Raw genomic sequence first — 25778 nt, forward strand, 5'->3', positions numbered from 1 at the left:
GAACTTTTTGACTCTTCCTTCTGTATGCAGCGGGCTGAACCGCGCATACCTAGGGAAACGGAATTGAAAGGAGGCTGGCATGGCCGGATTTCTGACCACCCATGTGCTGGACACCGCCCGCGGCTGCCCGGCGGAAGGGCTGAAGATCGACCTTTACCGGATCGAAGGCGATGAGCGCATCCATCTGCGCAGCCTGACCACCAATGATGACGGGCGCACCGACGAACAGATCCTGCCGGCAGGCGAATTTGCAACCGGCACCTATGAGCTGGTGTTCCACGCAGGCGGCTATCTGCGCGCCACCGGCCAGGCCGGCGCTGACCCGCTGTTCCTGGACCAGGTGCCGCTGCGCTTTGGGATGAGCGAGGCAGACAGCCACTACCATGTGCCGCTTCTGCTTTCGCCCTACGGCTACTCCACCTACCGCGGCAGCTGAGCCGCACGCCCCAAGATACCTCTCCTCCCGCTTGGCATCTGCCGGCGGTTCCCGTCCCAGGCAACTGGGGCGGGCTTTTTTTATTCCGAAGGCAGGGACGCCTGGATGTGGTCCACCATGAAGTCCATGAACAGCCGCACCTTGGGGTCCTGGTGGCGGCGGTGGACATACAGGCAAGCCATCTGGATCGGGATCGGCGGCTCCTCTGCCAGCACCGGCACCAGCCGGCCGGAGGCGAGGTGCTCCGAAATCTCGAACACCGGCTTCAGAATGATCCCATGCCCGTCCAGCGCCCAGCTGGTCAGAACGTCGCCGTGATCCGATTCAAACGGCCCGGTGACCGTTACCCGCTTTACCCCGTCCTGGCTGCGCAGCGGCCATTGGAACTCCGGCGCACCGGGGTAACGCAGGTTCAGGCAGTCATGCGCCTCCGTCTTCAGTTCTTCGCTGTTTTTCGGCTGGCCGCGCTGCCTGATGTACTCCGGCGCCGCGCACAGAACCCGCGGGCAATCGGCGATCTTGCGGATGCGCAGGTTTGAATCCTCCGGCACGCCCAGAAAAAACGCCGCATCCAGCCCCTCGGCCGCCAGGTCCAGCTTGCGGTCCGACAGCCGCAGCCGGATCGAGATCAGCGGATAAGCTTCCTTGAACTTCGGCACCGCCGGCGCAATCAGCCGCTGCCCCAGTCCCAGCGGCGCTGCCACATAAAGTGTGCCGCGCGGGGTTTGGGTGACGCTGCTAATGTCAGCCTCAGCCTCGTCCACCGCTTCCAGAATCTTGACCGCGCCATGATAGAACAGGTTGCCCTGCTCGGTCGGATTGAGCAGCCGGGTGGTGCGCTGGAACAGCCGCACGTTCAGGTGATCCTCCAGCTGCGAAATCCGCGACGACGCCACTGCCGCCGAGATCCGCATATCGCGCGCGGCGGCAGACATGTTGCCAAGTTCATAGACACGGACAAAGGTGCGGATATTGTCGAGATAGGCCATTCACGTATTCTTTGTGTTATTTTGAAACAGCTTGGATTTTTTACCTAATACATGAAAATAACGCCATGCTCTAGTCTCGGGTCAAAGCTTATGAGGAGAGAACAATGGAAGAGCTCGTGATCATGTGGGACTGGCTGGGCTTTGCGGTCCGCTGGCTTCATGTCATCACCGCCATTGCCTGGATCGGATCGTCCTTCTACTTCGTCGCGCTGGACCTTGGCCTGCGGAAGGTTCCGCATCTGCCGGTTGGCGCGCATGGCGAGGAATGGCAGGTCCACGGCGGCGGTTTTTATCACATCCAGAAATACCTGGTGGCGCCGGAGAACATGCCGGACCATCTGATCTGGTTCAAATGGGAAAGCTACGCCACCTGGCTGTCGGGGGCGGGCCTCTTGATGATCGTCTACTGGGCGGGCGGGGAACTGTACCTGATCGACTCCAGCAAGGCCGATCTGGCCCTGTGGCAGGGCATCCTGATTTCCGGCGCATCGCTCAGCATCGGCTGGCTGGTCTATGATTTCCTGTGCAAATCGCCGCTGGGGGAAAAGCCGACCTTCCTGATGGTGCTGCTGTTTGTGCTGCTGGTCGCCATGGGCTGGGGCTACAACCAGATCTTCACCGGCCGCGCCGTGATGCTGCACCTGGGCGCCTTCACCGCCACCATCATGACCGCCAACGTGTTCTTCATCATCATGCCGAACCAGCGCATCGTGGTGAAAGACCTGCAGGAAGGCCGCACGCCGGATGCCAAGTACGGCAAGATCGCCAAGCTGCGTTCGACCCACAACAACTACCTGACTCTGCCGGTGGTGTTCCTGATGCTGTCGAACCACTACCCGCTGGCCTTTGCCACCGAGTACAACTGGCTGATCGCGGCGCTGGTGTTCCTGATGGGCGTGACCATCCGCCACTACTTCAACAGCAACCACGCGGGCACCAGCAACCCGACCTGGACCTGGCCGGTGACCGCCATCCTGTTCATCGGCATCATGATCCTGAGCCAGGCGCCGCTGCAGCAGGACACCTATGAAGAGTCCGAGGCGCGGGAGCTGACCAAATCTGAGCAAGTGTTTGCCAGCAACCAGCACTTCGAGGACGTGATGAATGTGGTGCCGGGCCGCTGCGCCATGTGCCACGCGCGGGAGCCCTACTATGACGGCATCCGCCGCGCGCCCAAGAACGTGCTGCTGGAGACCCCGGCCGATGTGGCGAAATACGCCAAGGAGATCTACCTCCAGGCCGGTGCCACCCATGCGATGCCGCCTGCCAACGTGACCTTCATGGAGGACGAGGAACGCGCCCTGATCCGCCGCTGGTACGGCAGCGCCTCCAACGACTTGCCACTGACGCTGGCCGCGAACTGACGCAGGACCGCCTGACGATCTGAATGGCCCCGCCCCCAGGCGGGGCCATTTTTTTGTCCGGCACCAAGCGTGCACCGCCTGTACACCTCCTGTGCACCGGCTCTGCAGCAAGGCAATGGAACAAAACTGCCCCGCCGTGTGTTATGCTGGTACAGGGTTTGCCCAACTGAGCCGGATTTCCGGGCCTTCCGGTTTACTCAGCGACAGTGCCAATCCCTTTCGGGCACCCTTCGCCCCGGCGGCACAAACCGGGGACCGGCCGTTTGGGACCGCGGCAAAACTGCGGGATTTGGACGTTGAAGGAGGTAACACGATGATAGGTAAGACCATCGCCATCGGATTTGCACTTTGCACCACCCTTGCCGCCTGCGGGGACACCACCGGCGAACGGCTGGTCTACGGCGCGGGCGCCGGCGCTGCCGGGGCTGCCGTGCTGGACGCGAACCTGGTGACGGGTGCTGCAGTCGGGGCCGCGGCAAACCTGGTTTACTGCGAGGAAAATCCGCACCGCTGCTAACGCGAGAACCCTCGTTACCGAGAGGCGGGCCAGCGGTGCCCGCCGTCTCTTGTTGTCAGCTTCCGGCTTCGTTGCGCCGGAAGGCCGCCAGCCCGTGTTTCACCGCGTAGTCGACAAACAGGCGGATCTTGGGATCCTGCAGTTTCCGGTGCGGGTAGAGGCAGCCGAAGATCGTCGGCTCCGGCGGCGTGTCCGGCAGCACCTCCACCAGCGCGCCGCTCTTCAGATGCGCAGCCACATCAAACCGCGGCTTGTTGACGATGCCGCGCCCGTCCAGCGCCCAGCCGGTCAGCACGTCGCTGTCATCGGCATCGTATTTCCCCGACACTTCCAGCTTGCGCGGCCCCTCCGGCGTCGACAGCGTCCAGTAATATTCGGGTGAACGCGGGTAGCGCAGCAGCAGGCAGTTGTGGCCGGTCAGCAGATCCTCCGGCAGCTGCGGGGTGCCGTGCCGCGCCAGGTATTCCGGCGCCGCGCACAGCACCCGGGCGCAATCGGCGATCTTGCGCATCTTCAGGGTGGAGTCGTGCGGGGTGCCGATAAAGAACGCCACATCCAGCCCGTCAGCCAGAATGTCGACCTTGCGGTCCGACATCCGCATCCGGATTTCCGTAGCAGGGTAGTCCTCGACAAAGCCCGGCACCAGCGGCGCGATGATGCGGCGGCCCACGCCCAGCGGCGCGGTCACCCGGATCACCCCGCGCGGCGCGGCGGAAAACTGCGAGACCACCGCCTCGGCGTCCTCAATCGATTCGAGAACCTTCTTGGCTTCGGCATAGAACAGCTGCCCGACCTCGGTCGGGGTCAGCGATCTCGTGGTACGGTTGAACAGGCGCACGCCAAGGTGCTTTTCAAGCTCCTTGATCCGCTTGCTGGCAACCGCCGGCGTCAGCCGCAAGTCACGCCCGCCAGAGGTGATGCTGCCCAGTTCGACGACTCGGGTGAAGACCCGCAGGGATTCCAGATATGACATGGTTCACAGACCTTTACGGGGCGTATCTGCCGCTTGCGCAGCGCGGCGGCAGGCGGCAAACACGCCGGTTCCGGCACCTATTAGCCTAACCATTTTCAACAAGGTGTTGAAAGCCTTTCGCGATTGCAGCCGTTAACCGAGGCAGTCAGACAAGGTAAAAATGACATAAGCGGGCCAGCTCGGCCCAAGAGACATTCGGGAGGCCCCATGGCACATCAAACCGGCATACGCTTTCTTCTGAACGGCAAGGACATTGTGCTGGAGGACGTGAAGGCGACTACCACCCTGTTGGATTTCCTGCGCCTGGAACAGCGCCTGACCGGCACCAAGGAAGGCTGCGCCGAGGGCGACTGCGGCGCCTGCACAGTGCTGGTGGGCCGTTTGCAGAACGGCGCCCTGCGCTATGAGGCGGTGAACGCCTGCATCCGTTTCCTGGCATCGCTGAACGGCTGCCACGTGGTGACGGTGGAGCACCTGTCCGGCCCGAACGGCCGTCTGCACCCGGTGCAGCAGGCGATGGTCGAATACCACGGCAGCCAGTGCGGCTTCTGCACCCCCGGCTTTGTGATGTCGCTCTATGCGCTGTGGATGGAAAACCCGCAGCCGAATGAGGCTCAGGTGGAAACCGCCGTTCAGGGCAACCTGTGCCGCTGCACCGGCTATGAGCCGATCGTGAAGGCAGCGCTTGCGGTGAACCAGTACGGCACCCCGGCCAATGATTACCTGACCACCGAACGCGACGCCCTGACCGCCAAGCTGAAGGCAATCCAGCCCGAAGCCCGCGTCGTGACCGGCCCCGAGGACGACCGCGCCATCCTGCCGCTGGACGTGGCCGATCTGGCGCAGGTGCTGGCCGAGAACCCCAAAGCCACCATCGTGGCGGGCTCCACCGATGTCGGCCTGTGGGTCACCAAGTTCATGAAGCCGATCTCGCCGGTTGTGTTTGTTGCCCACTTGGAGGAGCTGAAGGCGGTTGAGCTGACGGATGAAGCACTGATCATCGGCGCCGGCGTCACCTATACCGAGAGCGAAGCGGCGATCCGCGATGCCTTCCCGCACCTGAGCGCCTACTGGGACCGCATCGCCGGCTGGCAGGTGCGCAACATGGGCACCATCGGCGGCAATATCGCCAACGGCTCGCCCATCGGGGACACCCCGCCGGTGCTGATCTCGCTGGGTGCCGAGGTGACGCTGCAGAAGAAAGGCGGTTCGCGCACCCTGCCGCTGGAGGATTTCTTCATCGACTACGGCAAGCAGGACCGCGAGCCGGGGGACTTCGTGGCCTCGATCCGCATCCCGCTGCGCCGCGACGGCCAGATCGACGCCGCCTACAAGATTTCCAAGCGCCGGGACGAGGATATCTCCTCGGTCGCCGCCGGGGTCAGCGTCACCGTGAAGGATGGCGTGATCACCGCTGCCCGGATCGCCTTCGGCGGCATGGCGGCAACGCCCAAGCGCGCTGCTGGCGCCGAGGCCGCGCTGGTGGGCCAGCCCTGGGGCGAGGCCGCGTTTGACGCGGCAGCGGAAGCGGTGAAGCAGGACTTCACTCCGCTCAGCGACTGGCGCGCCTCTGCCGAGTACCGCGCGCTTACGGCCAGCAACCTGCTGCGCCGCTTCTACCTGGAACATGATGCGGGAACCGCCGGTGCTGTCCGGCTGGCCGTCGCCTGAGGAGATTTTGAGATGAAAGACCATCAGACCATCAGCGGCGCCGTGCACCATGACCGCCAGCACGACAGTGCCATCAAGCATGTGACCGGCCGCGCCGAATACACCGACGATATCGCCGAGCCCTATGGCACGCTGCACGCTTACCTGGGTGTCTCCACCGTCGCCCACGCCAATATCAAGGGCATCGACCTGTCTGCCGTGCGCGCCGCGCCCGGCGTGGTGGATGTGCTGACCGCCGATGACATTCCCGGCGTCAACGACATCAGCCCCACCGGCAAGCATGACGAGCCGGTTTTCCCGACCGAGAAGGTCGAATTCCACGGCCAACCGATGTTTGCGGTGATCGCCGAAACCCGCGATGCCGCCCGCCGTGCCGCCGAACTGGCGCAGGTGGACTACGAGGTGCTGCCGCACGCGCTGGACCCGGTTCAGGCGCAGGAAGCCGGCTATCCGATGATCACCGATCCGCTGAAGCTGGAGCGCGGCGATGTGGAGGCCGGCCGCAAGGGTGCTCCGCACCGCATCCAGGCGCAGATGACCGTCGGCGGCCAGGACCACATGTATCTGGAAGGCCATATCGCCTTTGCCATCCCCGGCGAGGACGAGGATGTGACCGTGCATTGCTCCACCCAGCACCCGAGCGAGGCGCAGCATATGGTGGCGCATGTCCTGGGCGTGGCGAACAACGCGGTGACCGTCAACGTGCGCCGCATGGGCGGCGGTTTTGGCGGCAAGGAAAGCCAGATGAACCTGTTTTGCGCGGTGGCCGCGATTGCCGCGAAGAAGCACAACAGGCCCGTGAAGATCCGCCCGGACCGCGACCAGGACATGACCGCCACCGGTAAACGCCATGACTTCGTGATCGACTATGACGTGGCCTTTGACGACGCGGGCCGCATTCAGGCGGTCGAGGGCGGCTTTGCCGCGCGCTGCGGCTATTCCTCGGACTTGTCCGGACCGGTCACCGACCGCGCGCTGTTCCATGCGGATAACGCCTATTTCTACCCGAACGTGCTGCTGAAAAGCCGCCCGATGAAGACCAACACCGTCTCCAACACCGCTTTCCGCGGCTTTGGCGGCCCGCAGGGTGTGGTCGCGGCGGAGCGGATGATCGAGGAGATCGCCTATGCCCTCGGCAAGGACCCGCTGGATGTGCGCAAGGCCAACTTCTATGGCGAAGAGGGCCGCGACCTGACGCCCTACCATCAGAAGGTGGAGGACAATATCCTCGACCGGCTGATCGGGGAGCTGGAAGAGAACGCCGAATACCGCAAGCGCCGCGAAGAGATCATCGCCTTCAACAAGGCGTCCAAGATCATCAAGAAGGGCATTGCCCTGACACCGGTGAAATTCGGCATCTCCTTCACCGCGACTTGGTACAATCAGGCGGGCTCGCTGATCCATGTCTATAACGACGGCTCGATCCACCTGAACCACGGCGGCACCGAGATGGGGCAGGGCCTCAATACCAAGGTGGCGCAAGTGGTGGCCGATGCCTTCCAGGTGGATTTCGAGCGCATCAAGATCACCAAGACCACCACCGAAAAGGTGCCGAACACTTCTGCCACCGCGGCCTCTTCCGGCTCGGACCTCAATGGCATGGCGGCGCTGGATGCGGCCGAGCAGATCATTGCCCGGCTGACCAAATTCGCGGCTGAGAAGCACGGTGTCACCGAGGCGGAGGTCGAATTCCTGCCCAACCGCGTGCGCGTCGGCAGCGAAGAGATCCCCTTTGATACGCTGGTGAAAGAAGCCTATATGGCCCGCGTTCACCTTTCGGCGGCGGGCTTCTATAAGACGCCTGAGATCCACTGGGACCGCGCGGCGGGCAAGGGCCAGCCGTTCTTCTACTACGCCTATGGCGCCGCCTGCTCCGAGGTTTCTGTCGATACGCTGACCGGCGAATACCGGGTCGAGCGCACCGACATCCTGCATGACGTGGGGCGCTCGCTGAACCCGATCCTGGACAAGGGCCAGGTGGAGGGCGCGTTCATCCAGGGCATGGGCTGGCTGACCACCGAGGAGCTGTGGTGGGACGGCGAAGGCCGCCTGCGCACCCATGCGCCCTCGACCTACAAGATCCCGCTGGCGTCCGACCGGCCGCGCATCTTCAACACCCGGCTGGCTGAATGGTCGGTGAACAAGAAACGCACCATCAAACGGTCCAAGGCCGTGGGCGAGCCGCCGTTCATGCTGGGCATCTCGGTGTTTGAGGCACTGTCGATGGCGGTTGCCAGCACCGCGGATTACAAGGTCTGCCCGCGCCTCGATGCGCCGGCCACGCCGGAGCGCGTGCTGATGGCGATCGAAACCCTCAAAGGGCAGGGCTGAGCCATGGCCCGCCGCCTCTCCCTCCAGGACTTTCTGGCCAATCACAAACATGTGGTGCAGGTCGCGCTGACCCGCGTCCGCGGATCCTCCCCGCGCGAAACCGGCACCAGCATGTTTGTGGCGGCAGAAGGCCTGTGGGGGACCATTGGCGGCGGCCAGCTGGAATATATCGCCATCGACCACGCCAGGCGGATGCTGAAGCAGGGTGTGATCAGCGACACGCTGGATGTGCCGCTGGGGCCGGAGATCGGCCAGTGCTGCGGCGGCCGGGTGGAGATGTCGCTGGCGCAGATGCGCCAGGCCGACCGCGACGATGCCATTGCCCGGCAGCAGGCCGAGGAACAGGCGCTGCCGCATGTCTATGTGATGGGCGCGGGCCATGTGGGCCGGGCTCTGGCGGATCTGTTCCAGCATATGCCGGTGCGCTGCATCCTGGTTGACCAGCGTGCCGAAGAACTTGCCCTGTGCAACGCGGATGTGGAAATCCGCCAAAGCGCTATTCCCGAGATCGACATTGCCACCGCGCCCGCGGGCAGCGCCTTTGTCGTTCTCACCCATGATCATGCGCTCGACTTCCTGCTTGCCTCCGCTGCCCTGCAGCGCGGCGATGCAGGCTATGTCGGCCTGATCGGATCGGCCACCAAGCGGGAGAAATTCCGCCGCTGGTGCCGGGACCATTGCGACGGTCTGGGAACCGACCGTCTCATCTGCCCCATCGGGGCAAGCGGTAGCCGCGACAAGCGGCCCAGCGTCATCGCGGCCTTCGTGGCGGCGGAAGTGATTGCTGATCTGACCTCTGAAACTGCCGCGTCCGCTCCATCACGGAGCACTGACCTGCCCCAAGCGGGTAAGCAACCGGACGCAGAGGGAGATACGGCTGGAGCAAACAGCCGTTAAGACTGCGTCCTCTTGACAGGAGGAGGCCGCCATGACCGGGCGGAGCTACACGTACAAACTGTTCGCGCGGAATGACTTCAGTGCATTCTGGGCGCTGTTCACCGACAACCTGATCAACCTGATCGTGCTTTCGGGCATCTGTCAGTTTGTCTTCAACATGCCTGCCGACATCGTGTTCGGCCGCATCGTGCCCGGCGCCGCAGTGGCGATTCTGGCCGGTATCGCGGTCTACACCTGGCTGGCCAAGCACACCGCCGAGAAAGAAGGCCGCGACGTGACCGCGCTGCCCTATGGTATCTCGACCCCGGTGATGTTCGTCTATCTGTTCGGCGTGATCGGGCCGATCTACTGGTCCACCAATGACGCCATGCTGGCCTGGCAGGTGGGCATCGGCGCGGGCTTCATGGGCGGCATCGTCGCGGGCCTTGGCGCCATCGTCGGCCCCTGGCTCAAGCGGGTCACCCCGCGCGCCGGCATGCTGGGCACGCTTTGCGGCATCGCGCTGGTGTTCATCGGCACCGTGCCGCTGGCAACGATTTTCGAGGAACCGTTCATCGGCTTTGCCTCGATGATCATCATCCTGTGGGGCCTGGTGGGCCGCCACCGGCTGCCGTTCAACATCCCCGCGGGCCTCTTGGCGCTGATCGTCGGCACCGTTGTGGCGCTGGCCATGGGCAAGGCCTCGGTCTCGATCGAGGGCGTGGGCGTTTACCTGCCGGTTCCCTACTTCGGCGACCTGGTTGCGGGCATCCAGCATCTGTTTGCCAACCCGGAGCTGTTCCTGGTGCTGGTGCCGGTGCAGATCTACAACTTCATCGAAACCATGAACAACGTCGAAAGCGCCGAAGCGGCAGGCGACCACTACCCGGTGGCCCTGTGCCAGGTGACTGATGGCGTCGGCACCATGATCGGTGCGGTCTTCGGCTCGCCGTTCCCGACCACCGCCTATATCGGCCACCCGGCCTACAAGCGGATGGGCGCGCGCTCCGGCTATATCATCGGCGTTGGCATCGTGATCCCCTTTGCCGCCTTCTTTGGCCTGCTGGCGTTCCTCAACACCCTGATCCCCGTGGCCGCTGCCGCGCCGGTGCTGGTGTTCGTGGCGCTCAGCCTGGTGACCAATACCGCGCATTCGGTGAAAACCGACCACATCGCCGCGGTGACCATCGCGATGATGCCGCATGTCTCGGCCTTCCTGGTGATCAAATGGGGCGCATTGGCAGGCGCACTGGGGGCACTGGGTGCCACCGGCATGGCACAGCTGGGCGATCCGGAGCTGACCGCAGCGCTGCTGCAGCAGGGTGCGCACTACGAGGGCCATCTGGCGCTGAGCCAGGGTGCGATCCTGACCGGCCTGATCTGGGGCGCCATCGTGGCCAGCGTGATCGACGGCGACTTCCGCAACGCGGGCGGCTTTGCCCTGGCGGCTGCAGTGATGTCGCTGGTCGGCGTGATCCACTCTGCCAGCCTGCATTGGCCGGAGTTCAGCGGTGTCGCCATGGGCTACCTGATCGCTGCCGCCTTCCTGTTCATCTACCCGATCTTCCACAAGGCGGATGAGCATGAGGAAGAAAAGGACGACGGTATCAAGCCTCATGTGCCGCACCTGCCGGCAGGCGAATAATCCAACATGACACCCAAATGATAATGGGCAGGGGGCTGCGCGCCCCCTGCCTGCGAACCAAGGACATCAAAGACATGACATCGAAACAGACGCTGCTGCGCGGCCGGGTGCTTTCCTTCACCGCCGAACCGCAAGACCCCCAGGACACCAGCGCCTATGAGTTCATCGAGGACGGCGCGCTGCTGGTCGCGGACGGCATGATCCTGGCCAAGGGCAGCTATGGCGATCTGGCCCAACAGGCCGCAGAGGCGCAGGTGATCGACCACCGCCCGAACATCCTGATGGCCGGCTTCATCGACACCCATCTGCATTTCCCGCAGGTGCAGGTGATCGCCTCCTGGGGCTCGCAGCTCTTGGAATGGCTGAACAATTACACCTTCCCCGAAGAAACCCGCTTTGCCGACGCAGGCCACAGTGCCGAGATGGCCGGGCATTTCTTCGACCTCCTGACCAGCCACGGCACCACCACCGCGGTTGCCTACTGCTCGGTCCACAAGACCTCAGCCGAGGCCTATTTCACCGAGGCCGCCCGCCGCAACATGCGGATGATCGGCGGCAAGGTGCTGATGGACCGCAACGCGCCCGAGGGGCTGCTGGATACGCCGGTCAGCGGCTATGACGACACCAAGGCGCTGATCGCGAAATACCACGGCAAGGGCCGCGGCCTGTATGCGATCACCCCGCGCTTTGCCATCACCTCCACCCCCGATCAGATGGAGATGGCCGGCGCGCTGGTGCAAGAGCACCCGGACTGCTACGTGCAGACCCACCTGTCGGAAAACCACGACGAAATCGCGTTCACCGCTGAGCTGTACCCGCAGGCGCGCGATTATCTGGACGTCTACCAGTCCTACGGGCTGCTGTCGGAAAAGATGCTGCTGGGCCATTCGATCCACCTGCAGCCGCGCGAGATCGACGCGCTGGCCGAGACCAAGGCCAAGCCGGTGTTCTGCCCGACCTCCAACCTGTTCCTGGGCAGCGGTTTGTTTGACGACGCAGGCCTGCGCAGCCGCGGCATCACCAATGCGATTGCCACCGACATCGGCGCGGGCACCAGCTATTCGATGCTGCAGACCCTGAACGAGGGCTACAAGGTCCTGCAATTGCAGAACCAGAAGCTGCACCCCTTGCGCGCCTTCCACTGGATCACCCGCGGCAACGCCGTGGCGCTGGGGCTGGAGGACAAGGTCGGCACGCTGGAGGCCGGCACCGAGGCCGATATCGTGGTGCTCGATTCCCGCGCCACCCCGGCAATGGACCTGCGGATGCAGCGGGCAGAAACCCTGTCGGAGGAGCTGTTCATCCTGCAGACCCTGGGCGACGACCGGTCGATTGCGCAGACCTATGTGGCCGGGAAACCGATGAAAGGCTGACCCTTCTTCCTGGCAGCCGGCCCCCCCTTGTTGCCCGGCCGGCCAGAACACCGCCCGCGCCGCAGACATCGGTCTGCGGCGCTTTCTTTTGCCTTTTATTTAACATAACTCACATTACAGGATGGAAATACCAGGCCAGGCTCCGGGTGGAGCCTGGCCTGGGGACATCGCGGGCTGCCGCCGGTTTGCCGGTCCTGGCACGAGGTAAGGACCCAATCCCGGCGCGGCGGCGGAAACCGGACCGTCACCGGTGGCAAACGCAGCCAGCGCGCAAAGGTTCCAAAAAATCACTCCCTGCCTGCCATTTTCCGGCACGGCACGGCTGCAATTTCCCGGAACGTTCCCCGGTTTCAGGCGTTGGACCTTTGCCGAACCTTTCAACCCGCACGGTGCGCGCGCCCGCCTCAGGAGCCCTGCTTGACAGATTTCCATCCAGGTAATGCTGTTCCCGCAGCCAGGCCGCCCCGGCTGGCTGCCCTGGCGCCGCGGGCCGCCGGACCGGTGGCAGGCAAAGATGCACAGCAATTTCCCCAAGCAACGACTGCAGGCGGTCCAGACACGCAGGAGACAGATGATGCCCCCCACCGACGAACTTGTGCTGGCGGAAGAAGAAAGAGAGCGCGAGGCGGTTGAGGACGCTGCCGGCCTTTCGGCCAAGCTGATCTTTGAAACCATCCGCCTGAACGGCGAGGAAGAACTGCGCCGCCCGGTCAAGGCCCTGTGGTGGTCCGGGCTGGCCGCCGGCCTGCTGATTTCCTTCTCTGTCTGGGGCGAAGCGATCCTGCGGGCCACGCTGCCGGATACCCGCTGGCGTTACATCATCGAAAACCTCGGCTACAGCCTGGGCTTCGTGCTGGTCATTTTCGGCCGGATGCAGCTGTTCACTGAAAACACAATCACCACCGTGGTGCCGGTCACGCTTGACCCGGTCTGGGCCTCCTTCCGCCGCACCGGGCGGCTGTGGGCCGTGGTGCTGGCGGCAAATGTCACCGGCGCCTTTCTGACCGCAGCCTTTCTGGCGTATGCACCGGTGCTGTCCGCCGAAGTCTTTGCCGCGATGGCAGAGCTGAGCCGCCACGCAACCGGAATGCCCTGGCACGAGGGGCTTGTGCGCGGCATCCCCGCCGGGGTGCTGATCGCTGCGCTGGTCTGGATGCTGCCGCGGGCCAACGGCTCTGAACTGGCGCTGATCGTTCTGTTCACCTGGCTGATTGCCCTGGGCGATTTCACCCATATCATCGCGGGCTCGGTCGAAATGGCCTTTCTCATAGTCCAGGGCGAGGTGGGCCTGTTCCCGGCGGTGTTCCGCTTCTTCCTGCCGGTCCTGCTCGGCAATGTGATCGGCGGCACGGCGGTGTTCACGCTGCTGACCTGGGCACAGATCCGGCCCGAGGTGAAAGAGGCTGAAGAACCGGAGGGGGGCAGCCCGAACAGCTGAGCCGCCCTGGCACTGCAAACAGCGGATTCCGCATCCGGGCTTGCCCGGCGGCGGCCTGCGCCTGCGGGCTTCCTTGCTGCTGCTCAAACAGCGGCTGCAAAAAAACACTAAACCTCACGGAACCTTTTTCCGGGTCAGGCGTCTTACCTGTGATAGCAGCCTGTAACTGCTTCTGGACCCGTCCCCATTGGTCCGCCGACTTTGCCCCCGCAGCATTTCTGCGGGGGCTTTTTTCTTTGTGTTCAGACAGATGCGGAAAGCCGGTTTCGGCGGTTTCCGGCGCAGCCTCGGCAAAAGACGGGAACCAGGCAGCTTTGCCGTGCGTTGACCCGCCAATGCAACACGAGAGGAACGAGTTATGAAACCTTCCGTTATTTTCGCCGCCATTGCAGCAGTTGTTGTGCTGGTGTTTGCAATCTACATGATCGACATTGATCAGACCGAGGAAACCCGCCTGCCTGACGTCGACGTCAGCGTCGAGGGCGGTCAGCTGCCTGAATTCAAGGCCGAAGTGGGCGACATCGATACCGGCACCAAAGAGGTGACCGTGACCGTCCCGACCGTCGACATCCAGAGCCCGGAAGAAGAGGCCGCCGAGGAAGGCAGCACGGAAGCCGCTGAAGAAACTGCGCAGGACACAGGTGCGGAACCGGCTGAGGAAGACGCCACCAAGGAAAACTGATCCGGGCCTCCGGACATACGCCGCAGTTTGCAAAGCCGCGCCCTCAGCGCGGCTTTGCCGTGTTCCGGCCCTGCCGAACGACGGGAGAACTTTTATAAATCAGCCACTTGCCGGACTTCGGGAACCAAAGCCCGGCAGCCCGCGTTACCCTGCCATACCGCCTAGCCGAAGGGAGAACACTATGGAATATGGTCTGATTGGCCTGCTGGTCCTGGCTGCCGACATCTACGCAATCATCCAGGTCCTGGGGTCCGGGGCTTCGACTGCCGCAAAAATCATCTGGGTGCTGGTCATCCTCATCCTGCCGGTGCTGGGGTTCATCGCCTGGCTGATCGCAGGACCGCGGTCTTCCGCTGCGAGCATCTGAACGGCCCGTTCCTGACACCGCCCGGCCCGGCTCGCGCAGCCGGGCCGTTTTTCTTTCGTTGAGGGAACCCGCCGCCGCCCCGGCACGTTTCCCCAGTACACGCTCACCTGTGACAGCCCGACAGCAGAAAGGCAGATGACATGACCGATACGTCCGAACTGGAACAGCAGGCCCGCCGCCAGGCCGCCGATCTGGGGCGCCGGGCCAAGGGCGCCGTGGAGGAGAAGCTTCACGAAAGCGCAGCCGCCGCGCATGCGCAGGCCGCCGGGGAGGTGCAGGCCACCGCCGAGGCCGCCGCGGCCGCGGCGCAGGCCTTTGATCCTGGCAGCATGCAGGCGCAGGCGGCGCAGGCGGTGGCCGGCCGTCTGGAGGACGCCGCCCGCCAGGTGCGCAGCCTCGATCTCGAGGAAACCGTGCAGGAGGTCAGCGCCTTTGCCCGCCGCAACCCGCTGCTTTTCCTGAGCGCCGCCGCCCTGGCCGGCTTTGCCGCCACCCGCTTCCTCAAGGCCACCGCGCCGCAGCCTGCCGGGCCCGCCGCCGCACCGATCCATCCGGAGGCGCCCCATGCCGGATCCTGACCTGCGCCAGGCCCCCGAGCTGTTCACCGAAACGCTCCGCCGCTTCGCCGCGCTGCTGCGCAGCGAGGCCGCCCTGGCCAAGGCGGAGCTGAAAGAAAACGCGGCCCGCGCCGGCACCGGGCTGGCGCTGATCGCCGGGGCCGCGCTGCTGGCCCTCGCTGGCGTGCATGTGCTGGCCGCGGCGCTGGTCGCCTGGATCGCCGCCGCGGGGATCGCCCCCGGGCTGGCGGCGCTGATCGTCGGCGGCGCGCTGCTGGCCGCGGCGCTGGCGCTGGTGCTGGCCGGCCGGGCGCGGCTCAGCCGCAGCGCCCTGCTGCCCTCGCGCACGCTGCGCAATGTCAAACAGGATGCCGCCAGCATCAAGGAGGCCGCCGATGCCCAGCACTGACACCCTCGAACAGCAGGTCGAAGCCGACCGCCGCCGCCTCGCCGCGTCGCTGTCCGGCCTGACCGGCGCGGTGGCGCCGCAGGCCGCAGCGCAGCAGCTGGCCGCCGCCGCCAACGGTTATGGCGGCGCATTGGGCCGCCAGGCCATGGCCGCCGCCCGGCGCAACCCCGCAGGCCTGGTTCTGGCAGGCGCCGGGCTGGCCTTGATGTTCACCGGCACCGGCCGCCGCCCGCGCCGCGCGGAGCCCGCCGCCGCGGTGCCGCCCGCGGCCGCCATGGGCGGTTTTGACGCCCGCGTTGCGGCGGCGGATGCCGCCATCAGGAAGGAGATGACAGGAATGAGTGACGAAAGCTTCCGCACCAGCAAGATGCGCGAGACCCTGAACGCCGGCCTCGATGCGCTGCCAGACGCGGCCCGCAAGCGGGTGCTGGCGGCACGCACCGCCGCGCTGCAGGCGCAGGAAAAGGTCGAGGCCCATGCCGCCAAGGCCGCGGCGCGCGGCCGCAGCTTCTATGACGACAACCCGCTGGCTGCAGGCGCCATCGCGCTTGGCCTCGGCGCCCTGATCGGGGCGCTGCTGCCCGCCACCCGCCGCGAGGACGAGCTTCTGGGCGCGCACCGCGATGCGCTGGCCGCCAAGGCCGAAGCCGCCCTGCGCGAGGAGATGGACCGGCTGCACCGCGAGGCCGCCGGTCGGCTGGACGCCGCAGGGACATAGCCTGCGGCGCCCCCTGACGCGCGTTGAGCTATCATGACCCGCAAACCGGAGTCCGCGATGACAGCACCAGAAAACCACCAGCAGTCGTATTCCGCCCCGAAATCCGGCCTGTTCGGCCTGGCCCGCGGGGTGTGGTCCCGGCAGGCTGACACCGACGCCGGGCTTCTGGCTGCGGGCATCGCTTTCTACGGTCTCCTGTCGCTGTTTCCGGCCATCACCGCAGGCGCGGCGCTGGCCGGGATTGCGCTGCCGCCCCGCGTTGTGACCGAGAACTCCGAGGCGCTGACCCTCATATTGCCGGAAGAGGCCGGCGGCATCATCCTGGGCGAGCTGCGCGAGGTGCTGGCCGCTGACAGCACCTCGCTCAGCATCGCCGCCATCGCCACCCTGGGCCTCGCGCTTTATTCCGCGTCCAAGGCGACAAGCCAGGCGATTGTCGGGCTGAACGCGGTGCTGGATCTGGAGGAAAGCCGCGGCTTCGTGACCGTCAACGCGCTGAAGGTGGGGCTGACGCTGTTCGCCATCCTGCTGCTGATCGCCGCCATCGCCGTTTCCGGCGTGCTGCCGGCAATTGCCCACTGGACCGGCAGCAGCCTTCTGGAACAGATCATGCTGGTCGCCCGCTGGCCGGTGATGCTGCTGACCGGCGCCTTCGGTGTCAGCGTCCTTTACCGATTTGGCCCCGACCGCCCTGCCGGCGACCGCCCCTGGCTCACCAAGGGGGCGATTGCCGCCTGCCTGCTGTGGTTTGGCGCCAGCGCGGGTTTCACCATCTATGCCGGCTCCTTCGGCTCCTACAACCAGGTCTTCGGCGCCCTGGGCGGCGTCATCATCCTGCTCACCTGGCTGTGGCTGTCCGCCTATTCCGTGCTGCTGGGCGCAGCCCTGGACGCAGAGCTGAACGCACGGCGCCGCTGAGGCTGCCGCCGCCACGCGGCCAAGGAACTCTGCGGCGGCTGCCGCGTTCTCCTTATGACGCCGCAGTGCGGCGCAATGTTTCAGACACCAAGGAGGACACCACATGGACAACAACCGCATCACCGGCAAATGGACAGAGCTGAAGGGCCGCCTGCGCGTGGCCTACGGCGATCTGACCGACGACGAACTGGAACAGACCCGGGGCGAGCGCGAGCAGCTGGAAGGCCTGCTGCAGCAGCGCCTGGGCAAGACCAAGGATGAGGTCCGGCAGGCTGTCGACCGCATTCTGGACAGTATCTGACATTGCCGGCAGAGCTGGCAGCGGTGCAGACTCCGCCGCACAGCTGTGGAAATCGCGCAAACACCCGCACCGGCACCGGCAGTCAGAACCACTCAGGCCCGGCGGACTGAACAGCCGCCGGGCCTTTTGCTTTGAAACCCAAGCCGCCCCTTCTGCGTTGAGTACATGAGGCGAGAAGCAGCCAAGGCCGAAACGGCCAGGCAGCGCCAAGCCCTGCCCCGCGTTTTGGCGGGGAGGTCCGGGGTTCCGGTACCACAGCAAGCGAGGACAAGATGGCACTGAAAGTTGAGAAACTGGAAGAGATACACGCGGAACTCTGCGCGCTTCTGGCCGAACGCCAGGGCGAGATGGCCCGCACCGCGCCATCACGCGAGGAGTCCGCCACGCATGAGCTGGAAGCAGTGGCCGCTGATATTGCCAGCTGGTCGGACGACGCGGCAAAGATCGGCTCTGCCAAGGGCGCAGACAATGCGTCAGCGATTGCCGGCCTCGTGGAACGCGCGAAGGAAATCCGCTGGCGCCTCTGCAAGGATTGCTAAAGCCGGCGCGGCGGCGTGCCAAACGCAAAGGCCGGCAGCCGCCGGACACTTCCGGCACTGCAGGGCCTTGTCGCTGCGACCCGGTGAAAATCCTGTACAGTTGCATCCATGGACATTTCGCATTTTTTTGAGTTTGCCCCGTATCACGTCATGCTGGCTGCGGCGGGCGGCGTGATCATCCTGGCCCATTGGATGCCCAGACTGGTCTCCACGCGGGAGCCGGCCGCGCCGCCGCTGCTGATCCTGCTGGGGATGGCAGCCTACTGGCTGGTGCCGGAAAGCCCGGCTGCGCCGGACCCGCGCCTGCACCCGAAACCCTGGGAGGTGGTCAGCGAGCTGACGGTGATCGTGGCACTGTTTGCAGCCGGGCTGCGGCTGGACAGCCTGCGGCCCTGGAAGCGGTGGGGCGCAACCCTGCGGCTGCTGCTGATCGGCATGCCGCTGACCATTGCCGCGGTTGCCCTGCTGGGGTGGGGGATCGGCGGCATGACCGCGGCGGGGGCAATCCTGCTGGGCGCCGTGCTGGCCCCGACCGACCCGGTGCTTGCCGGCGACGTGCAGGTCGGCCCGCCGATGGAGGGCGACGAGCACCCGGTGCGCTTCACCCTGACAACCGAGGCGGCGCTGAACGACGGGCTGGCATTTCCCTTTGTCTACCTGGGCCTGATCGTGGCCTTGCAGGGGCTCGACCCGCAGGGCTGGCTGCTGGACTGGCTGGCAATCGACGTTGTTTACCGGATTGCCGCAGGCGCCGCGATGGGGATCTGCGGCGGCTGGGTGCTGGGGCAGGTGCTGTTTGTCTATCCCGCCCATGCTGCGCTCGCCAACACCGGCTCCGGCGTGGTGGCGCTGGCCGGCGTGCTGCTGTGCTACGGCTCCACCGAACTGGTCGAAGGCTACGGCTTCATCGCGGTGGCGGCGATGGGGCTGACCCTGCGCCGGATCGAGAACGAGCACCGTTTCCACCGCCGCCTGCACGACTTCTGCGAGACCATCGAGCACGCCCTGACGGCGCTGCTGCTGGTGGCGCTCGGCAATGTGCTGCCGGTCATTCTGGGCGACCTGTCACCGGCCCTGGTGCTGATCGCGGTGCTGCTGATCGTGGTGATCCGCCCGCTGGCCGGCTGGCTGTCACTGGCCGGCTCGCGCATCACCCGCCGCGACCGTCTGGTGGTCTCCGTCTTCGGGGTGCGCGGCATCGGCTCGATCTACTACCTGTGCTATGCCGGCGCTCACATCGAGTTCGTGAACGAGCCGGAGCTGTGGTCGCTGATCGGGCTGACCATCCTGCTGTCGACCATGCTGCATGGCTTCACCGTCGGCCGCGCCATGGATGAGATCGCCAAGTAGGCAGGCCGCGGCACCCCTGCCGCCGCCCGCCCTCGCGGCACCGCCAGGCGGCGCCTAGGTTTGCGCCCTGTACTGCTCCACCGGGAGGCCGCCGATGCCCCAATCCGCAAGCGCCACCTCGTCGATCACCACAAAGGTCGTCGCCGGGCTCTTGCCCAGCACCTCCTGCAGCAGGCTGGTCACGCCGCCGATCAGCCGCGCCTTTTCCTCGGCCGAGGGTCCGGTGCCGTCCGGCCCGCCCTCCCGTGTCACCTTGATGTTCACATAGGGCATGGCTCAGTCCTTTCGCGGCAGATAGGTGAAGGCCTTGGTGACGATCCGCCATTCGCCGGCATGGCGCACCAGGGTCAGGAAATCGAGGTAGTCGCGCCCCATCATGCTCATCCGCGCGGTGACGCGGGCGATGCGGGGGCTGCCAAAGGCGATCTCCAGGATCGCCTCGTCGCGCGGGTCGCCGCGCCCGGCGGGCGGCTCGCGGCCGTCGACCCGCGCCATGTAAGTATCCAGATCCAGGTACAGCTCATCCCCTTCGGTCGCGCAGACATAGGAGAGCTGCGGGTGGAAGACGCGGCGCAGCATGGTGCTGTCGGCCTGATGGAGCCCCTCGAAATAGGCCTCCATCAGCGCAACCACCTGGGCATGATCCGCGGCGGTCATTGGATCAGCCCTTCCGCCTTCATCGCCTTCCGCGCGGCCGGCCGCTCGGCAACCCGCGCCGCCAGCGCCGCAACGGCGGGCCAGCGGCTGAGGCCGATGCCGGTGAAATTGGCCCAGTTGGCAACGGCAAAGAAATAGGCATCCGCAACCGAGAACCGCCCGTCCACCAGCCAGTCGCGGCCGTCCGACAGCATTGCCTCGGCCCGGTCGAAGCGCGCGGCGACCGCCAGCTTGGCAGCGGCCTGTTCCGCCTCCGTGCTGCCTGCGCGGAACAGCGGCCCGAACGCCTTGTGCATTTCCGCCGAAATCCAGTTCAGCGCCTCGTGCAGGCGGGTGCGCGCCAGGGTGCCCGGCTCCGGCGCCAGCCCGGCTTCCGGGTGGCGGTCGGCGATATACTGCAGGATCGCTGCGCCTTCGGTCAGCACCGCGCCATCCTCCAGCTCCAGCGCCGGCACATAGCCGTTGGGGTTGATCTCGGCAAAGTCGCGGCCGCTTTCTGTGCGCCCCTTGTCCGTATCGACGGCCTCAATCTCAAAGGCGGCACCGGTCTCATACAGGGCAATATGGCTGGCCAGCGGGCAGGCTCCGGGTTTGTAGTAAAGCTTCATGGTCAGTTCTCCTGTTGACATGATGGCTTTTGCTACCCCGCACTCTCATCTATTGATAATATTGAGTTCTCACCAACATGATCGAAAAATCGTATCATTATGAAACACGACCAGCTCCTCGCCTTTGAGGCCATCGTGCTTACCGGCACCTTCCGGCAAGCCGCCGAACGGCTGCACAAATCGCAAAGCGCCGTCAGCCATGCCATCCGCCTGCTGGAGGAGGAGCTGGAGCTGACCCTGTTCTCGCGGGACGAATACCGGCCCCGGCTGACCGCGGAGGGGGAGGTGTTCTACCGCGAAGCCACCCGCGTTCTCGGCCAGATGCGGGCGCTGCAGGCAACCGCCGCCCGGCTGCGGGCACGGGAGGAGGCGGAGCTGTGCCTTGCCGTCACCGCAACGCTGCCGCTGGACATTCTGCTGCCGGTGCTGGAGCGGACCGGCCAGGCCTACCCCGCCACCCACATCCGCCTCAGCACCGAAATGATGGGCGGCCCGATCGCCCGGCTGATGGAGGGCGCCGCCGGCATCGCAATTGCAACCCTGGACGGTGTCCCGCTGGAGGAGGTGGAGACCCGCAAGATCGCCGAGGTGGTAATCCGCCCCGTCGCCGCCCGCGGGCTTGCCGAACAGCTGGGCCCGGGTCCGCACCCCCTGCAGGAGATGCAGGCCCTGCCGCAGATCGTGGTGGCCGGCACCGGCGGCCCGGACAGCAGCCAAAGCCGCGACCTGCTGCCCGGCGGGCGCAAATGGACCGTCTCCGACTTCGCCGCCAAACGGCAAGTGATCCTCGCCGGGCAGGGCTGGGGCGGCATGCCGGAACATCTGATCCGCCGCGAGCTCGAAGCCGGCACGCTGGTGCCGCTGCAGGTGGAGGGCTTCCCGCCGCGCCGGTCGGAGCTTTTTGCCCTGCGCCGCCGCGACCAGGCGCCCGGGCCGGTGGCCGCCAGCCTGTGGGCGCTGCTGACGGCGGCTGGCCAGTGACACCGGCCGCGGCCGGCAGACAGCGGGCGGATTCCCCGGATATCAGCGAAAACCTGCCGCGCACAGCTGCCGGGCCTGCAGCGATCCCGCGCAGCGCAAAGCCGGGTCAAAAAGACCATCCGGCAATAATTGACAAAATTAGTAAATTATAATACCCGCCGCGCTCGAAGGAGTTGCGGATGTTTTACGAGCTGGCCAATTTGCGCGCATTCGGCGCCCGTCCCTGCCTGATCGCGGCGGACGGAACCACATTGTCATATGCCGCGCTGGCGGATGCTGCCGAACAGTTTGCCCGCCAGCTGCCGCTGGACCGGCGGCTGATTGCAGTCGAGGCCGCAGCCGATCCGGACGCCATCACCGCCTATCTCAGCGCCCTGGCCGCCGGCCATGCGGTGATGCCGCTGCCGGCCGGGGATGAGGCAACCGCGGCACGGCTGGAAGAACGCTTCCGCCCCGCCGCCAGCTTCCGGCGCGCAGGCGGCAGCTGGCAGCTGCTGTCGCATTCCCACGATCCCGCCGCGGTGCATCCGGACCTGGCCCTGCTGCTGCAAACCTCCGGCAGCACCGGCCACGGCCGCGGCGTGCGCCTGTCCGGCACTGCGGTGGACAGCAACGCCCGCGCCATTGCGGATTATTTGCAGATCCGCCGCCAGGACCGCGCCGCGCTGATCCTGCCGCTGCACTATTCCTACGGCCTGTCGGTGCTGCATTCGCATCTGGCGGCCGGCGCCAGCCTCTGGCTTGCCCCCGGCTCGGTGCTGGATGCCGGTTTCGCCGCTGCGCTGGCGGCCTCCGGCGCCACCAGCCTGGCCGGCGTTCCGCATCATTTCCGGCTGCTGGAAAGCGCAGGCCTGTCGCACACGCTGCCCGAAAGCATCAAGACCCTCACTGTTGCCGGCGGCGCCATGGAACCGGATCAGGTCCGCGCCTGGGCCACCCGGATGCAGGCCCGCGCCGGGCGTTTCTTCGTCATGTACGGCCAGACCGAGGCCACAGCCCGGATCAGCTACCTGCCGCCGGAACAGGCGCTGGATACCCCCGGCGCGGCCGGCCGCGCCATCCCCGGCGGCCGCCTGCTGCTGCGCGATGCGGGCGGCAGGGAAATCACCAAGCCCGAAAGCGAGGGCGAACTCTGCTATCAGGGTTCGAATGTGATGATGGGCTATGCTGAGGACAGCGCCGATCTCGCCAAGGACGCGGAACTCAGCGAACTGGCCACCGGCGACCTGGCCCGGCGCGATGCCGGCGGCCTCTACCACATCACCGGGCGGCTGTCGCGCATGTCCAAGATCGCGGGCCTGCGCATCGGCCATGACGCCATCGAGCGCGCCCTGGCCGCCCAGGGGCACGAGGCCGCGGTCTGGGGCGATGATGCCCGCATCTCCATCGCCATCTGCGGGCCGCAGGACGGCATCGCCGCGCTGGCGGCCCGGCTCACCGGCGTCGGCCAGCAGCATTTCACGGTGCTCCCGCGCAGCTCGCTGCCGCGGCGCGCCAACGGCAAGGTCGACTATCCGGCGCTCAAGTCGCAGTCCGCCAAGCCGCAACCGGCCAAGGGCGTGCTGGCCGCCTATCAGGCCGCCTTTGCACCGCAGACCGTGGGCCGCAACGACAGCTTCGCCTCGCTCGGCGGCGACTCGCTGCGCCATGTGGAGCTGTCGCTGGCGCTGGACGAGGCCCTGGGCGGCGCCCCCGCGGGCTGGGAAGAGATGCCGGTCAAGGATCTGGAGCAGGCCGCCCCGGCGCCCTCCGCCAGCCTGCCCTTCGATCTGATTGCCCGGGTGATTGCCATCCTGGCGGTGGTCACTGCGCACCAGACCTTCTGGCCGGTCTACGGCGGTGCTGCCGCAATGGTGATCCTGATGGGGATGAGCGTCGCAGGCTTCCGCTGGGAGGCGCTGAAATCCGGCAGTATGGGCAGCTTCTTCAAGCCGGTGGCGGCGGTGCTGATCCCCTATTACCTGATCCTGGCGGGCTATGCCGCGGCGTGGGAGCAGGTGCCCTGGGTCTCGGTCTTCCTGGCGGGGAACTTTGCCCTGACCACCCCTGAAACCCATCTGATGCTGCCGTATCTCTACTGGTTCATCGAGGCCTATCTGCAGGTGACCCTGCTGGTGGCGCTGCCGTTTGCGCTGCCGCCGGTGCGGCGCTGGCTGGTGCAGCAGGGCGCTTTCCGCACCGGGCTCTGCTTCCTGGCATTTGCCGTTGCCATCCGTCTGGCCGCACCGGAAATCTGGCAGATCGGCGGGCGGGCGCAGTTCACCGTGCCCTGGGTCTTCTACCTCTTTGCCCTCGGCTGGTGCATCACCGCCGCCGATACGCTGGGGCAGCGGCTGATGGTGCTGGGGGCGGCCTGCGTGATCATGCCCTCAGCCGCCTATCTCGGCGGCAACTGGTACGGCGGCTGGATCAAGTACATGTGGCTCCTTGCGCTGATTGCCGGATTGCTGTTCATCACCCGCCTGCCGGTGCCGCGGTTTGCCGCCCGCCCGGTGATGCGGCTGGCGCAGGCGGCCTTCCCCATCTACCTGCTGCACCGCTTCGTGCCGGAGCTGCTGATGCCGATGATCGGGCTGGAGGGCCGCAGCCCGCTGAACGATGCGCTGGCGATCTTCGGCGGCATCGCCCTGGGCCTCGCCGCTGCCGCGCTTCAGCGCCAGCTGGTGCAGGCCTGGTCCAACGCCCGCAACCGCCGCCAGCTGGAAATGGCGCAGGCCTAAGACGCTGACGGCAGTTCCCGGCCTTTCGGCCAGGCGGAACATTTTGAACCGCTTAAACCAGCGCCGACACCGCCCTGCCGATCCGGCTCAACGCCTCGCGCAGTTCCGCCTCGGAGGTGGCATAGGAAATCCGGAAATAAGGCGAGATGCCAAAGGCGCGGCCCGGCACCACCGCCACATGGTGCTGGTCCAGCAGATAGGCGCAGAAATCCGCATCTGTCTCCAGCACCGCGCCCTCTGGCGTCCTCTTGCCCAGCACGCCTGCGCAATTGGCGAATGTGTAGAACGCCCCCTCCGGCACCGGGCACGCAATCCCCTCCATGGCATTCAGTGCCTCCACCACCAGATCGCGGCGCGCCTGGAAACTGGCCCGCCGCTCTGCCAGCACTTCCTGCGGGCCATTGAGCGCCGCCGCAGCCGCCGCCTGCGAAATGGACGAGGGATGCGAGGTCGATTGCGACTGCACCACCTTCATCGCGTCGATCAGCGCCTTCGGCCCGCCCGCATAGCCCAGCCGCCAGCCGGTCATCGCATAGGCCTTGGAGACGCCGTTGACCGTCAGCACCCGGTCTTTCAGCCGCGGTTCCAGCTGCGCGGGCGCTGCAAACTCAAAGCCGCCATAGGTGATGTGTTCATACATGCCATCGGCCATCAGCCAGACATCCGGGTGCCGCAGCAGCACCTCCAGCAGCGGCTGGTAATCGCTGGCGCTGTAGCCCGCGCCAGCCGGGTTCGATGGCGAATTCAGCAGCAGCCAGCGGGTGCGCGGGGTGATCGCCGCCTCCAGCTGCTCCGCCGTCAGCCGGAAGCCGGTATCATCGCCGCAGGGCACCAGCACCGGCTCCCCGCCAGCGATGCGGATGATGTCGGAATATGAGGTCCAGTAAGGCGTCGGCACAATCACCTCATCACCGGGGTTGAGGCTGGCCATGAAGGCATCAAACAGGATCTCCTTGGCGCCGGTGCCGGCGATGATCTCGTCCAGCGCATAGTCCAACCCATTGTCGCGCTTGAACTTCGCCTGGATGGCCTGCCGCAACGCCAGCGTGCCGCCGAGCGGAGTGTATTTGGTCTCCCCCGCCCGCATCGCGGCAGCCGCGGCTTCCTTGATGTGGTCCGGCGTGTCGAAATCCGGCTCCCCCGCGCCGAGGATGATCACCGGTGCGCCCTGCCGCTTCATCTCCGCGGCCTTGGCGCCGATGGTGAGGATTTCCGAGACTTCAATAGGGTCGAGACGGCTGGCGCGGCGGAACTGGGCCATGGCAAAGGCTCCCTGCTGGTTTTGGCAAAGCCAGAATGAAACGAAAGCCGGTCTTGAAATACCAGCCCATTACGACACGACTAATTCCAGATTGTCA

General features: G+C 65.9%; 26 protein-coding genes. 20 read left to right on the plus strand and 6 right to left on the minus strand.

Annotated features, from left to right (window positions below):
- The first annotated feature begins 79 nt into the window (after positions 1-79).
- Entirely contained in the window at positions 80-436 is a 357-nt protein-coding gene (gene uraH, locus LHL23_RS19995) for a hydroxyisourate hydrolase (protein ID WP_174149265.1), read from the plus strand.
- An 80-nt stretch (positions 437-516) separates the two neighbouring features.
- Here the strand turns inward: uraH and LHL23_RS20000 are convergent, their stop codons facing one another.
- The gene (locus LHL23_RS20000; protein ID WP_065268414.1) at positions 517-1425 is read right to left on the minus strand and encodes a LysR family transcriptional regulator; all 909 of its coding nucleotides are present in this window, start codon (positions 1423-1425) and stop codon (positions 517-519) included.
- A 104-nt stretch (positions 1426-1529) separates the two neighbouring features.
- On the opposite strand from LHL23_RS20000, the gene LHL23_RS20005 reads away from it, so the two are divergent.
- Both LHL23_RS20005 and LHL23_RS20010 read left to right on the plus strand, forming a co-directional pair.
- Positions 1530-2789, plus strand: a complete 1260-nt coding sequence (locus tag LHL23_RS20005) for a urate hydroxylase PuuD (protein ID WP_226431254.1) — start codon at positions 1530-1532, stop codon at positions 2787-2789.
- 313 nt (positions 2790-3102) lie between these two features.
- Positions 3103-3306, plus strand: a complete 204-nt coding sequence (locus LHL23_RS20010; protein ID WP_222480068.1) for a hypothetical protein — start codon at positions 3103-3105, stop codon at positions 3304-3306.
- A 55-nt stretch (positions 3307-3361) separates the two neighbouring features.
- Here the strand turns inward: LHL23_RS20010 and LHL23_RS20015 are convergent, their stop codons facing one another.
- The gene (locus tag LHL23_RS20015) at positions 3362-4279 is read right to left on the minus strand and encodes a LysR family transcriptional regulator (protein WP_226431255.1); all 918 of its coding nucleotides are present in this window, start codon (positions 4277-4279) and stop codon (positions 3362-3364) included.
- Positions 4280-4486: 207 nt separating this feature from the next.
- Here LHL23_RS20015 and xdhA point away from each other — a divergent pair, with 207 nt between their 5' ends.
- The 15 genes from xdhA (at position 4487) to LHL23_RS20090 (ending at position 19454) form a co-directional block, all read left to right on the plus strand.
- Positions 4487-5950 (plus strand): xanthine dehydrogenase small subunit, encoded by a 1464-nt coding sequence (gene xdhA, locus LHL23_RS20020; RefSeq protein ID WP_226431256.1) that lies wholly within the window; start codon positions 4487-4489, stop codon positions 5948-5950.
- Between the two features lie 12 nt (positions 5951-5962).
- The gene (gene xdhB / locus LHL23_RS20025; RefSeq protein ID WP_226431257.1) at positions 5963-8281 is read left to right on the plus strand and encodes a xanthine dehydrogenase molybdopterin binding subunit; all 2319 of its coding nucleotides are present in this window, start codon (positions 5963-5965) and stop codon (positions 8279-8281) included.
- A 3-nt stretch (positions 8282-8284) separates the two neighbouring features.
- Entirely contained in the window at positions 8285-9178 is an 894-nt protein-coding gene (gene xdhC / locus LHL23_RS20030) for a xanthine dehydrogenase accessory protein XdhC (protein WP_226431258.1), read from the plus strand.
- Between the two features lie 31 nt (positions 9179-9209).
- Positions 9210-10802, plus strand: a complete 1593-nt coding sequence (locus LHL23_RS20035) for a xanthine/uracil/vitamin C permease (protein WP_226431259.1) — start codon at positions 9210-9212, stop codon at positions 10800-10802.
- Positions 10803-10876: 74 nt separating this feature from the next.
- A complete protein-coding gene (gene guaD, locus LHL23_RS20040) occupies positions 10877-12175 on the plus strand; it encodes a guanine deaminase (RefSeq protein ID WP_226431260.1) in 1299 nt (432 codons plus the stop codon).
- A gap of 574 nt (positions 12176-12749) precedes the next feature.
- Positions 12750-13613, plus strand: coding sequence for a formate/nitrite transporter family protein (locus LHL23_RS20045; RefSeq protein WP_226431261.1), 864 nt, complete (start codon positions 12750-12752; stop codon positions 13611-13613).
- Positions 13614-13971: 358 nt separating this feature from the next.
- Positions 13972-14295 carry a hypothetical protein gene (locus tag LHL23_RS20050; protein ID WP_226431262.1) on the plus strand — a complete coding sequence of 108 codons (324 nt, stop codon included), beginning with the start codon at positions 13972-13974 and terminating at the stop codon, positions 14293-14295.
- Positions 14296-14476: 181 nt separating this feature from the next.
- Positions 14477-14662, plus strand: coding sequence for a PLDc N-terminal domain-containing protein (locus LHL23_RS20055; protein WP_222480083.1), 186 nt, complete (start codon positions 14477-14479; stop codon positions 14660-14662).
- A 140-nt stretch (positions 14663-14802) separates the two neighbouring features.
- Positions 14803-15240, plus strand: coding sequence for a hypothetical protein (locus LHL23_RS20060; protein WP_226431263.1), 438 nt, complete (start codon positions 14803-14805; stop codon positions 15238-15240).
- Positions 15227-15628: a phage holin family protein gene (locus LHL23_RS20065; RefSeq protein WP_222480087.1), complete on the plus strand. Its 402-nt coding sequence runs from the start codon at positions 15227-15229 to the stop codon at positions 15626-15628. The genes LHL23_RS20060 and LHL23_RS20065 overlap by 14 nt, the downstream gene beginning before the upstream one ends.
- Positions 15615-16346: a hypothetical protein gene (locus LHL23_RS20070; protein ID WP_226431264.1), complete on the plus strand. Its 732-nt coding sequence runs from the start codon at positions 15615-15617 to the stop codon at positions 16344-16346. Before LHL23_RS20065 ends, LHL23_RS20070 begins: the two co-directional genes overlap by 14 nt.
- Positions 16347-16403: 57 nt before the next feature.
- Entirely contained in the window at positions 16404-17264 is an 861-nt protein-coding gene (locus LHL23_RS20075; RefSeq protein ID WP_226431265.1) for a YihY/virulence factor BrkB family protein, read from the plus strand.
- Between the two features lie 103 nt (positions 17265-17367).
- Complete coding sequence (locus LHL23_RS20080) at positions 17368-17565, plus strand: CsbD family protein (RefSeq protein ID WP_226431266.1); 198 nt, start codon at positions 17368-17370, stop codon at positions 17563-17565.
- A 272-nt stretch (positions 17566-17837) separates the two neighbouring features.
- Positions 17838-18104 carry a hypothetical protein gene (locus tag LHL23_RS20085; protein ID WP_226431267.1) on the plus strand — a complete coding sequence of 89 codons (267 nt, stop codon included), beginning with the start codon at positions 17838-17840 and terminating at the stop codon, positions 18102-18104.
- 108 nt (positions 18105-18212) lie between these two features.
- Complete coding sequence (locus LHL23_RS20090; RefSeq protein WP_226431268.1) at positions 18213-19454, plus strand: cation:proton antiporter; 1242 nt, start codon at positions 18213-18215, stop codon at positions 19452-19454.
- A gap of 54 nt (positions 19455-19508) precedes the next feature.
- On the opposite strand, the gene LHL23_RS20095 is transcribed toward LHL23_RS20090, so the two are convergent.
- From LHL23_RS20095 to gstA, 3 genes are read right to left on the minus strand one after another with little or no spacing between them, the layout of a single operon-like run.
- The gene (locus LHL23_RS20095; RefSeq protein ID WP_226431269.1) at positions 19509-19727 is read right to left on the minus strand and encodes a tautomerase family protein; all 219 of its coding nucleotides are present in this window, start codon (positions 19725-19727) and stop codon (positions 19509-19511) included.
- A 3-nt stretch (positions 19728-19730) separates the two neighbouring features.
- Positions 19731-20111 (minus strand): nuclear transport factor 2 family protein, encoded by a 381-nt coding sequence (locus tag LHL23_RS20100; RefSeq protein WP_226431270.1) that lies wholly within the window; start codon positions 20109-20111, stop codon positions 19731-19733.
- Positions 20108-20719, minus strand: a complete 612-nt coding sequence (gene gstA / locus LHL23_RS20105) for a glutathione transferase GstA (protein WP_222480099.1) — start codon at positions 20717-20719, stop codon at positions 20108-20110. The genes LHL23_RS20100 and gstA overlap by 4 nt, the downstream gene beginning before the upstream one ends.
- Before the next feature lie 99 nt (positions 20720-20818).
- On the opposite strand from gstA, the gene LHL23_RS20110 reads away from it, so the two are divergent.
- Together LHL23_RS20110 and LHL23_RS20115 are read left to right on the plus strand one after the other, a co-directional pair.
- The gene (locus LHL23_RS20110) at positions 20819-21700 is read left to right on the plus strand and encodes a LysR family transcriptional regulator (RefSeq protein WP_226431272.1); all 882 of its coding nucleotides are present in this window, start codon (positions 20819-20821) and stop codon (positions 21698-21700) included.
- A 179-nt stretch (positions 21701-21879) separates the two neighbouring features.
- Positions 21880-24420 (plus strand): AMP-binding protein, encoded by a 2541-nt coding sequence (locus tag LHL23_RS20115; RefSeq protein WP_226431273.1) that lies wholly within the window; start codon positions 21880-21882, stop codon positions 24418-24420.
- Positions 24421-24472: 52 nt separating this feature from the next.
- On the opposite strand, the gene LHL23_RS20120 is transcribed toward LHL23_RS20115, so the two are convergent.
- Positions 24473-25681: a pyridoxal phosphate-dependent aminotransferase gene (locus tag LHL23_RS20120; protein ID WP_226431274.1), complete on the minus strand. Its 1209-nt coding sequence runs from the start codon at positions 25679-25681 to the stop codon at positions 24473-24475.
- Positions 25682-25778 lie beyond the last annotated feature (97 nt).

The sequence above is a fragment of the Leisingera sp. McT4-56 genome (genome assembly GCF_020514995.1).
Classification (GTDB): Bacteria; Pseudomonadota; Alphaproteobacteria; order Rhodobacterales; family Rhodobacteraceae; genus Leisingera; species Leisingera aquaemixtae_A.

Bases quoted from the DNA above. Each gene is read 5' to 3' on its own strand.
- guaD (WP_226431260.1), top strand. From the start codon at position 10,877: ATGACATCGAAACAGACGCTGCTGCGCGGCCGGGTGCTTTCCTTCACC.
- LHL23_RS20050 (WP_226431262.1), top strand. From the start codon at position 13,972: ATGAAACCTTCCGTTATTTTCGCCGCCATTGCAGCAGTTGTTGTGCTG.
- xdhA (WP_226431256.1), top strand. From the start codon at position 4,487: ATGGCACATCAAACCGGCATACGCTTTCTTCTGAACGGCAAGGACATT.
- LHL23_RS20015 (WP_226431255.1), bottom strand. From the start codon at position 4,279: ATGTCATATCTGGAATCCCTGCGGGTCTTCACCCGAGTCGTCGAACTG.
- LHL23_RS20070 (WP_226431264.1), top strand. From the start codon at position 15,615: ATGCCCAGCACTGACACCCTCGAACAGCAGGTCGAAGCCGACCGCCGC.
- LHL23_RS20120 (WP_226431274.1), bottom strand. From the start codon at position 25,681: ATGGCCCAGTTCCGCCGCGCCAGCCGTCTCGACCCTATTGAAGTCTCG.
- LHL23_RS20110 (WP_226431272.1), top strand. From the start codon at position 20,819: ATGAAACACGACCAGCTCCTCGCCTTTGAGGCCATCGTGCTTACCGGC.
- LHL23_RS20000 (WP_065268414.1), bottom strand. From the start codon at position 1,425: ATGGCCTATCTCGACAATATCCGCACCTTTGTCCGTGTCTATGAACTT.
- LHL23_RS20115 (WP_226431273.1), top strand. From the start codon at position 21,880: ATGTTTTACGAGCTGGCCAATTTGCGCGCATTCGGCGCCCGTCCCTGC.
- xdhC (WP_226431258.1), top strand. From the start codon at position 8,285: ATGGCCCGCCGCCTCTCCCTCCAGGACTTTCTGGCCAATCACAAACAT.
- LHL23_RS20010 (WP_222480068.1), top strand. From the start codon at position 3,103: ATGATAGGTAAGACCATCGCCATCGGATTTGCACTTTGCACCACCCTT.
- LHL23_RS20075 (WP_226431265.1), top strand. From the start codon at position 16,404: ATGACAGCACCAGAAAACCACCAGCAGTCGTATTCCGCCCCGAAATCC.
- LHL23_RS20055 (WP_222480083.1), top strand. From the start codon at position 14,477: ATGGAATATGGTCTGATTGGCCTGCTGGTCCTGGCTGCCGACATCTAC.
- LHL23_RS20045 (WP_226431261.1), top strand. From the start codon at position 12,750: ATGCCCCCCACCGACGAACTTGTGCTGGCGGAAGAAGAAAGAGAGCGC.
- LHL23_RS20005 (WP_226431254.1), top strand. From the start codon at position 1,530: ATGGAAGAGCTCGTGATCATGTGGGACTGGCTGGGCTTTGCGGTCCGC.
- LHL23_RS20095 (WP_226431269.1), bottom strand. From the start codon at position 19,727: ATGCCCTATGTGAACATCAAGGTGACACGGGAGGGCGGGCCGGACGGC.
- uraH (WP_174149265.1), top strand. From the start codon at position 80: ATGGCCGGATTTCTGACCACCCATGTGCTGGACACCGCCCGCGGCTGC.
- LHL23_RS20035 (WP_226431259.1), top strand. From the start codon at position 9,210: ATGACCGGGCGGAGCTACACGTACAAACTGTTCGCGCGGAATGACTTC.
- xdhB (WP_226431257.1), top strand. From the start codon at position 5,963: ATGAAAGACCATCAGACCATCAGCGGCGCCGTGCACCATGACCGCCAG.
- LHL23_RS20065 (WP_222480087.1), top strand. From the start codon at position 15,227: ATGCCGGATCCTGACCTGCGCCAGGCCCCCGAGCTGTTCACCGAAACG.
- LHL23_RS20060 (WP_226431263.1), top strand. From the start codon at position 14,803: ATGACCGATACGTCCGAACTGGAACAGCAGGCCCGCCGCCAGGCCGCC.
- LHL23_RS20100 (WP_226431270.1), bottom strand. From the start codon at position 20,111: ATGACCGCCGCGGATCATGCCCAGGTGGTTGCGCTGATGGAGGCCTAT.
- LHL23_RS20085 (WP_226431267.1), top strand. From the start codon at position 17,838: ATGGCACTGAAAGTTGAGAAACTGGAAGAGATACACGCGGAACTCTGC.
- LHL23_RS20080 (WP_226431266.1), top strand. From the start codon at position 17,368: ATGGACAACAACCGCATCACCGGCAAATGGACAGAGCTGAAGGGCCGC.
- gstA (WP_222480099.1), bottom strand. From the start codon at position 20,719: ATGAAGCTTTACTACAAACCCGGAGCCTGCCCGCTGGCCAGCCATATT.
- LHL23_RS20090 (WP_226431268.1), top strand. From the start codon at position 18,213: ATGGACATTTCGCATTTTTTTGAGTTTGCCCCGTATCACGTCATGCTG.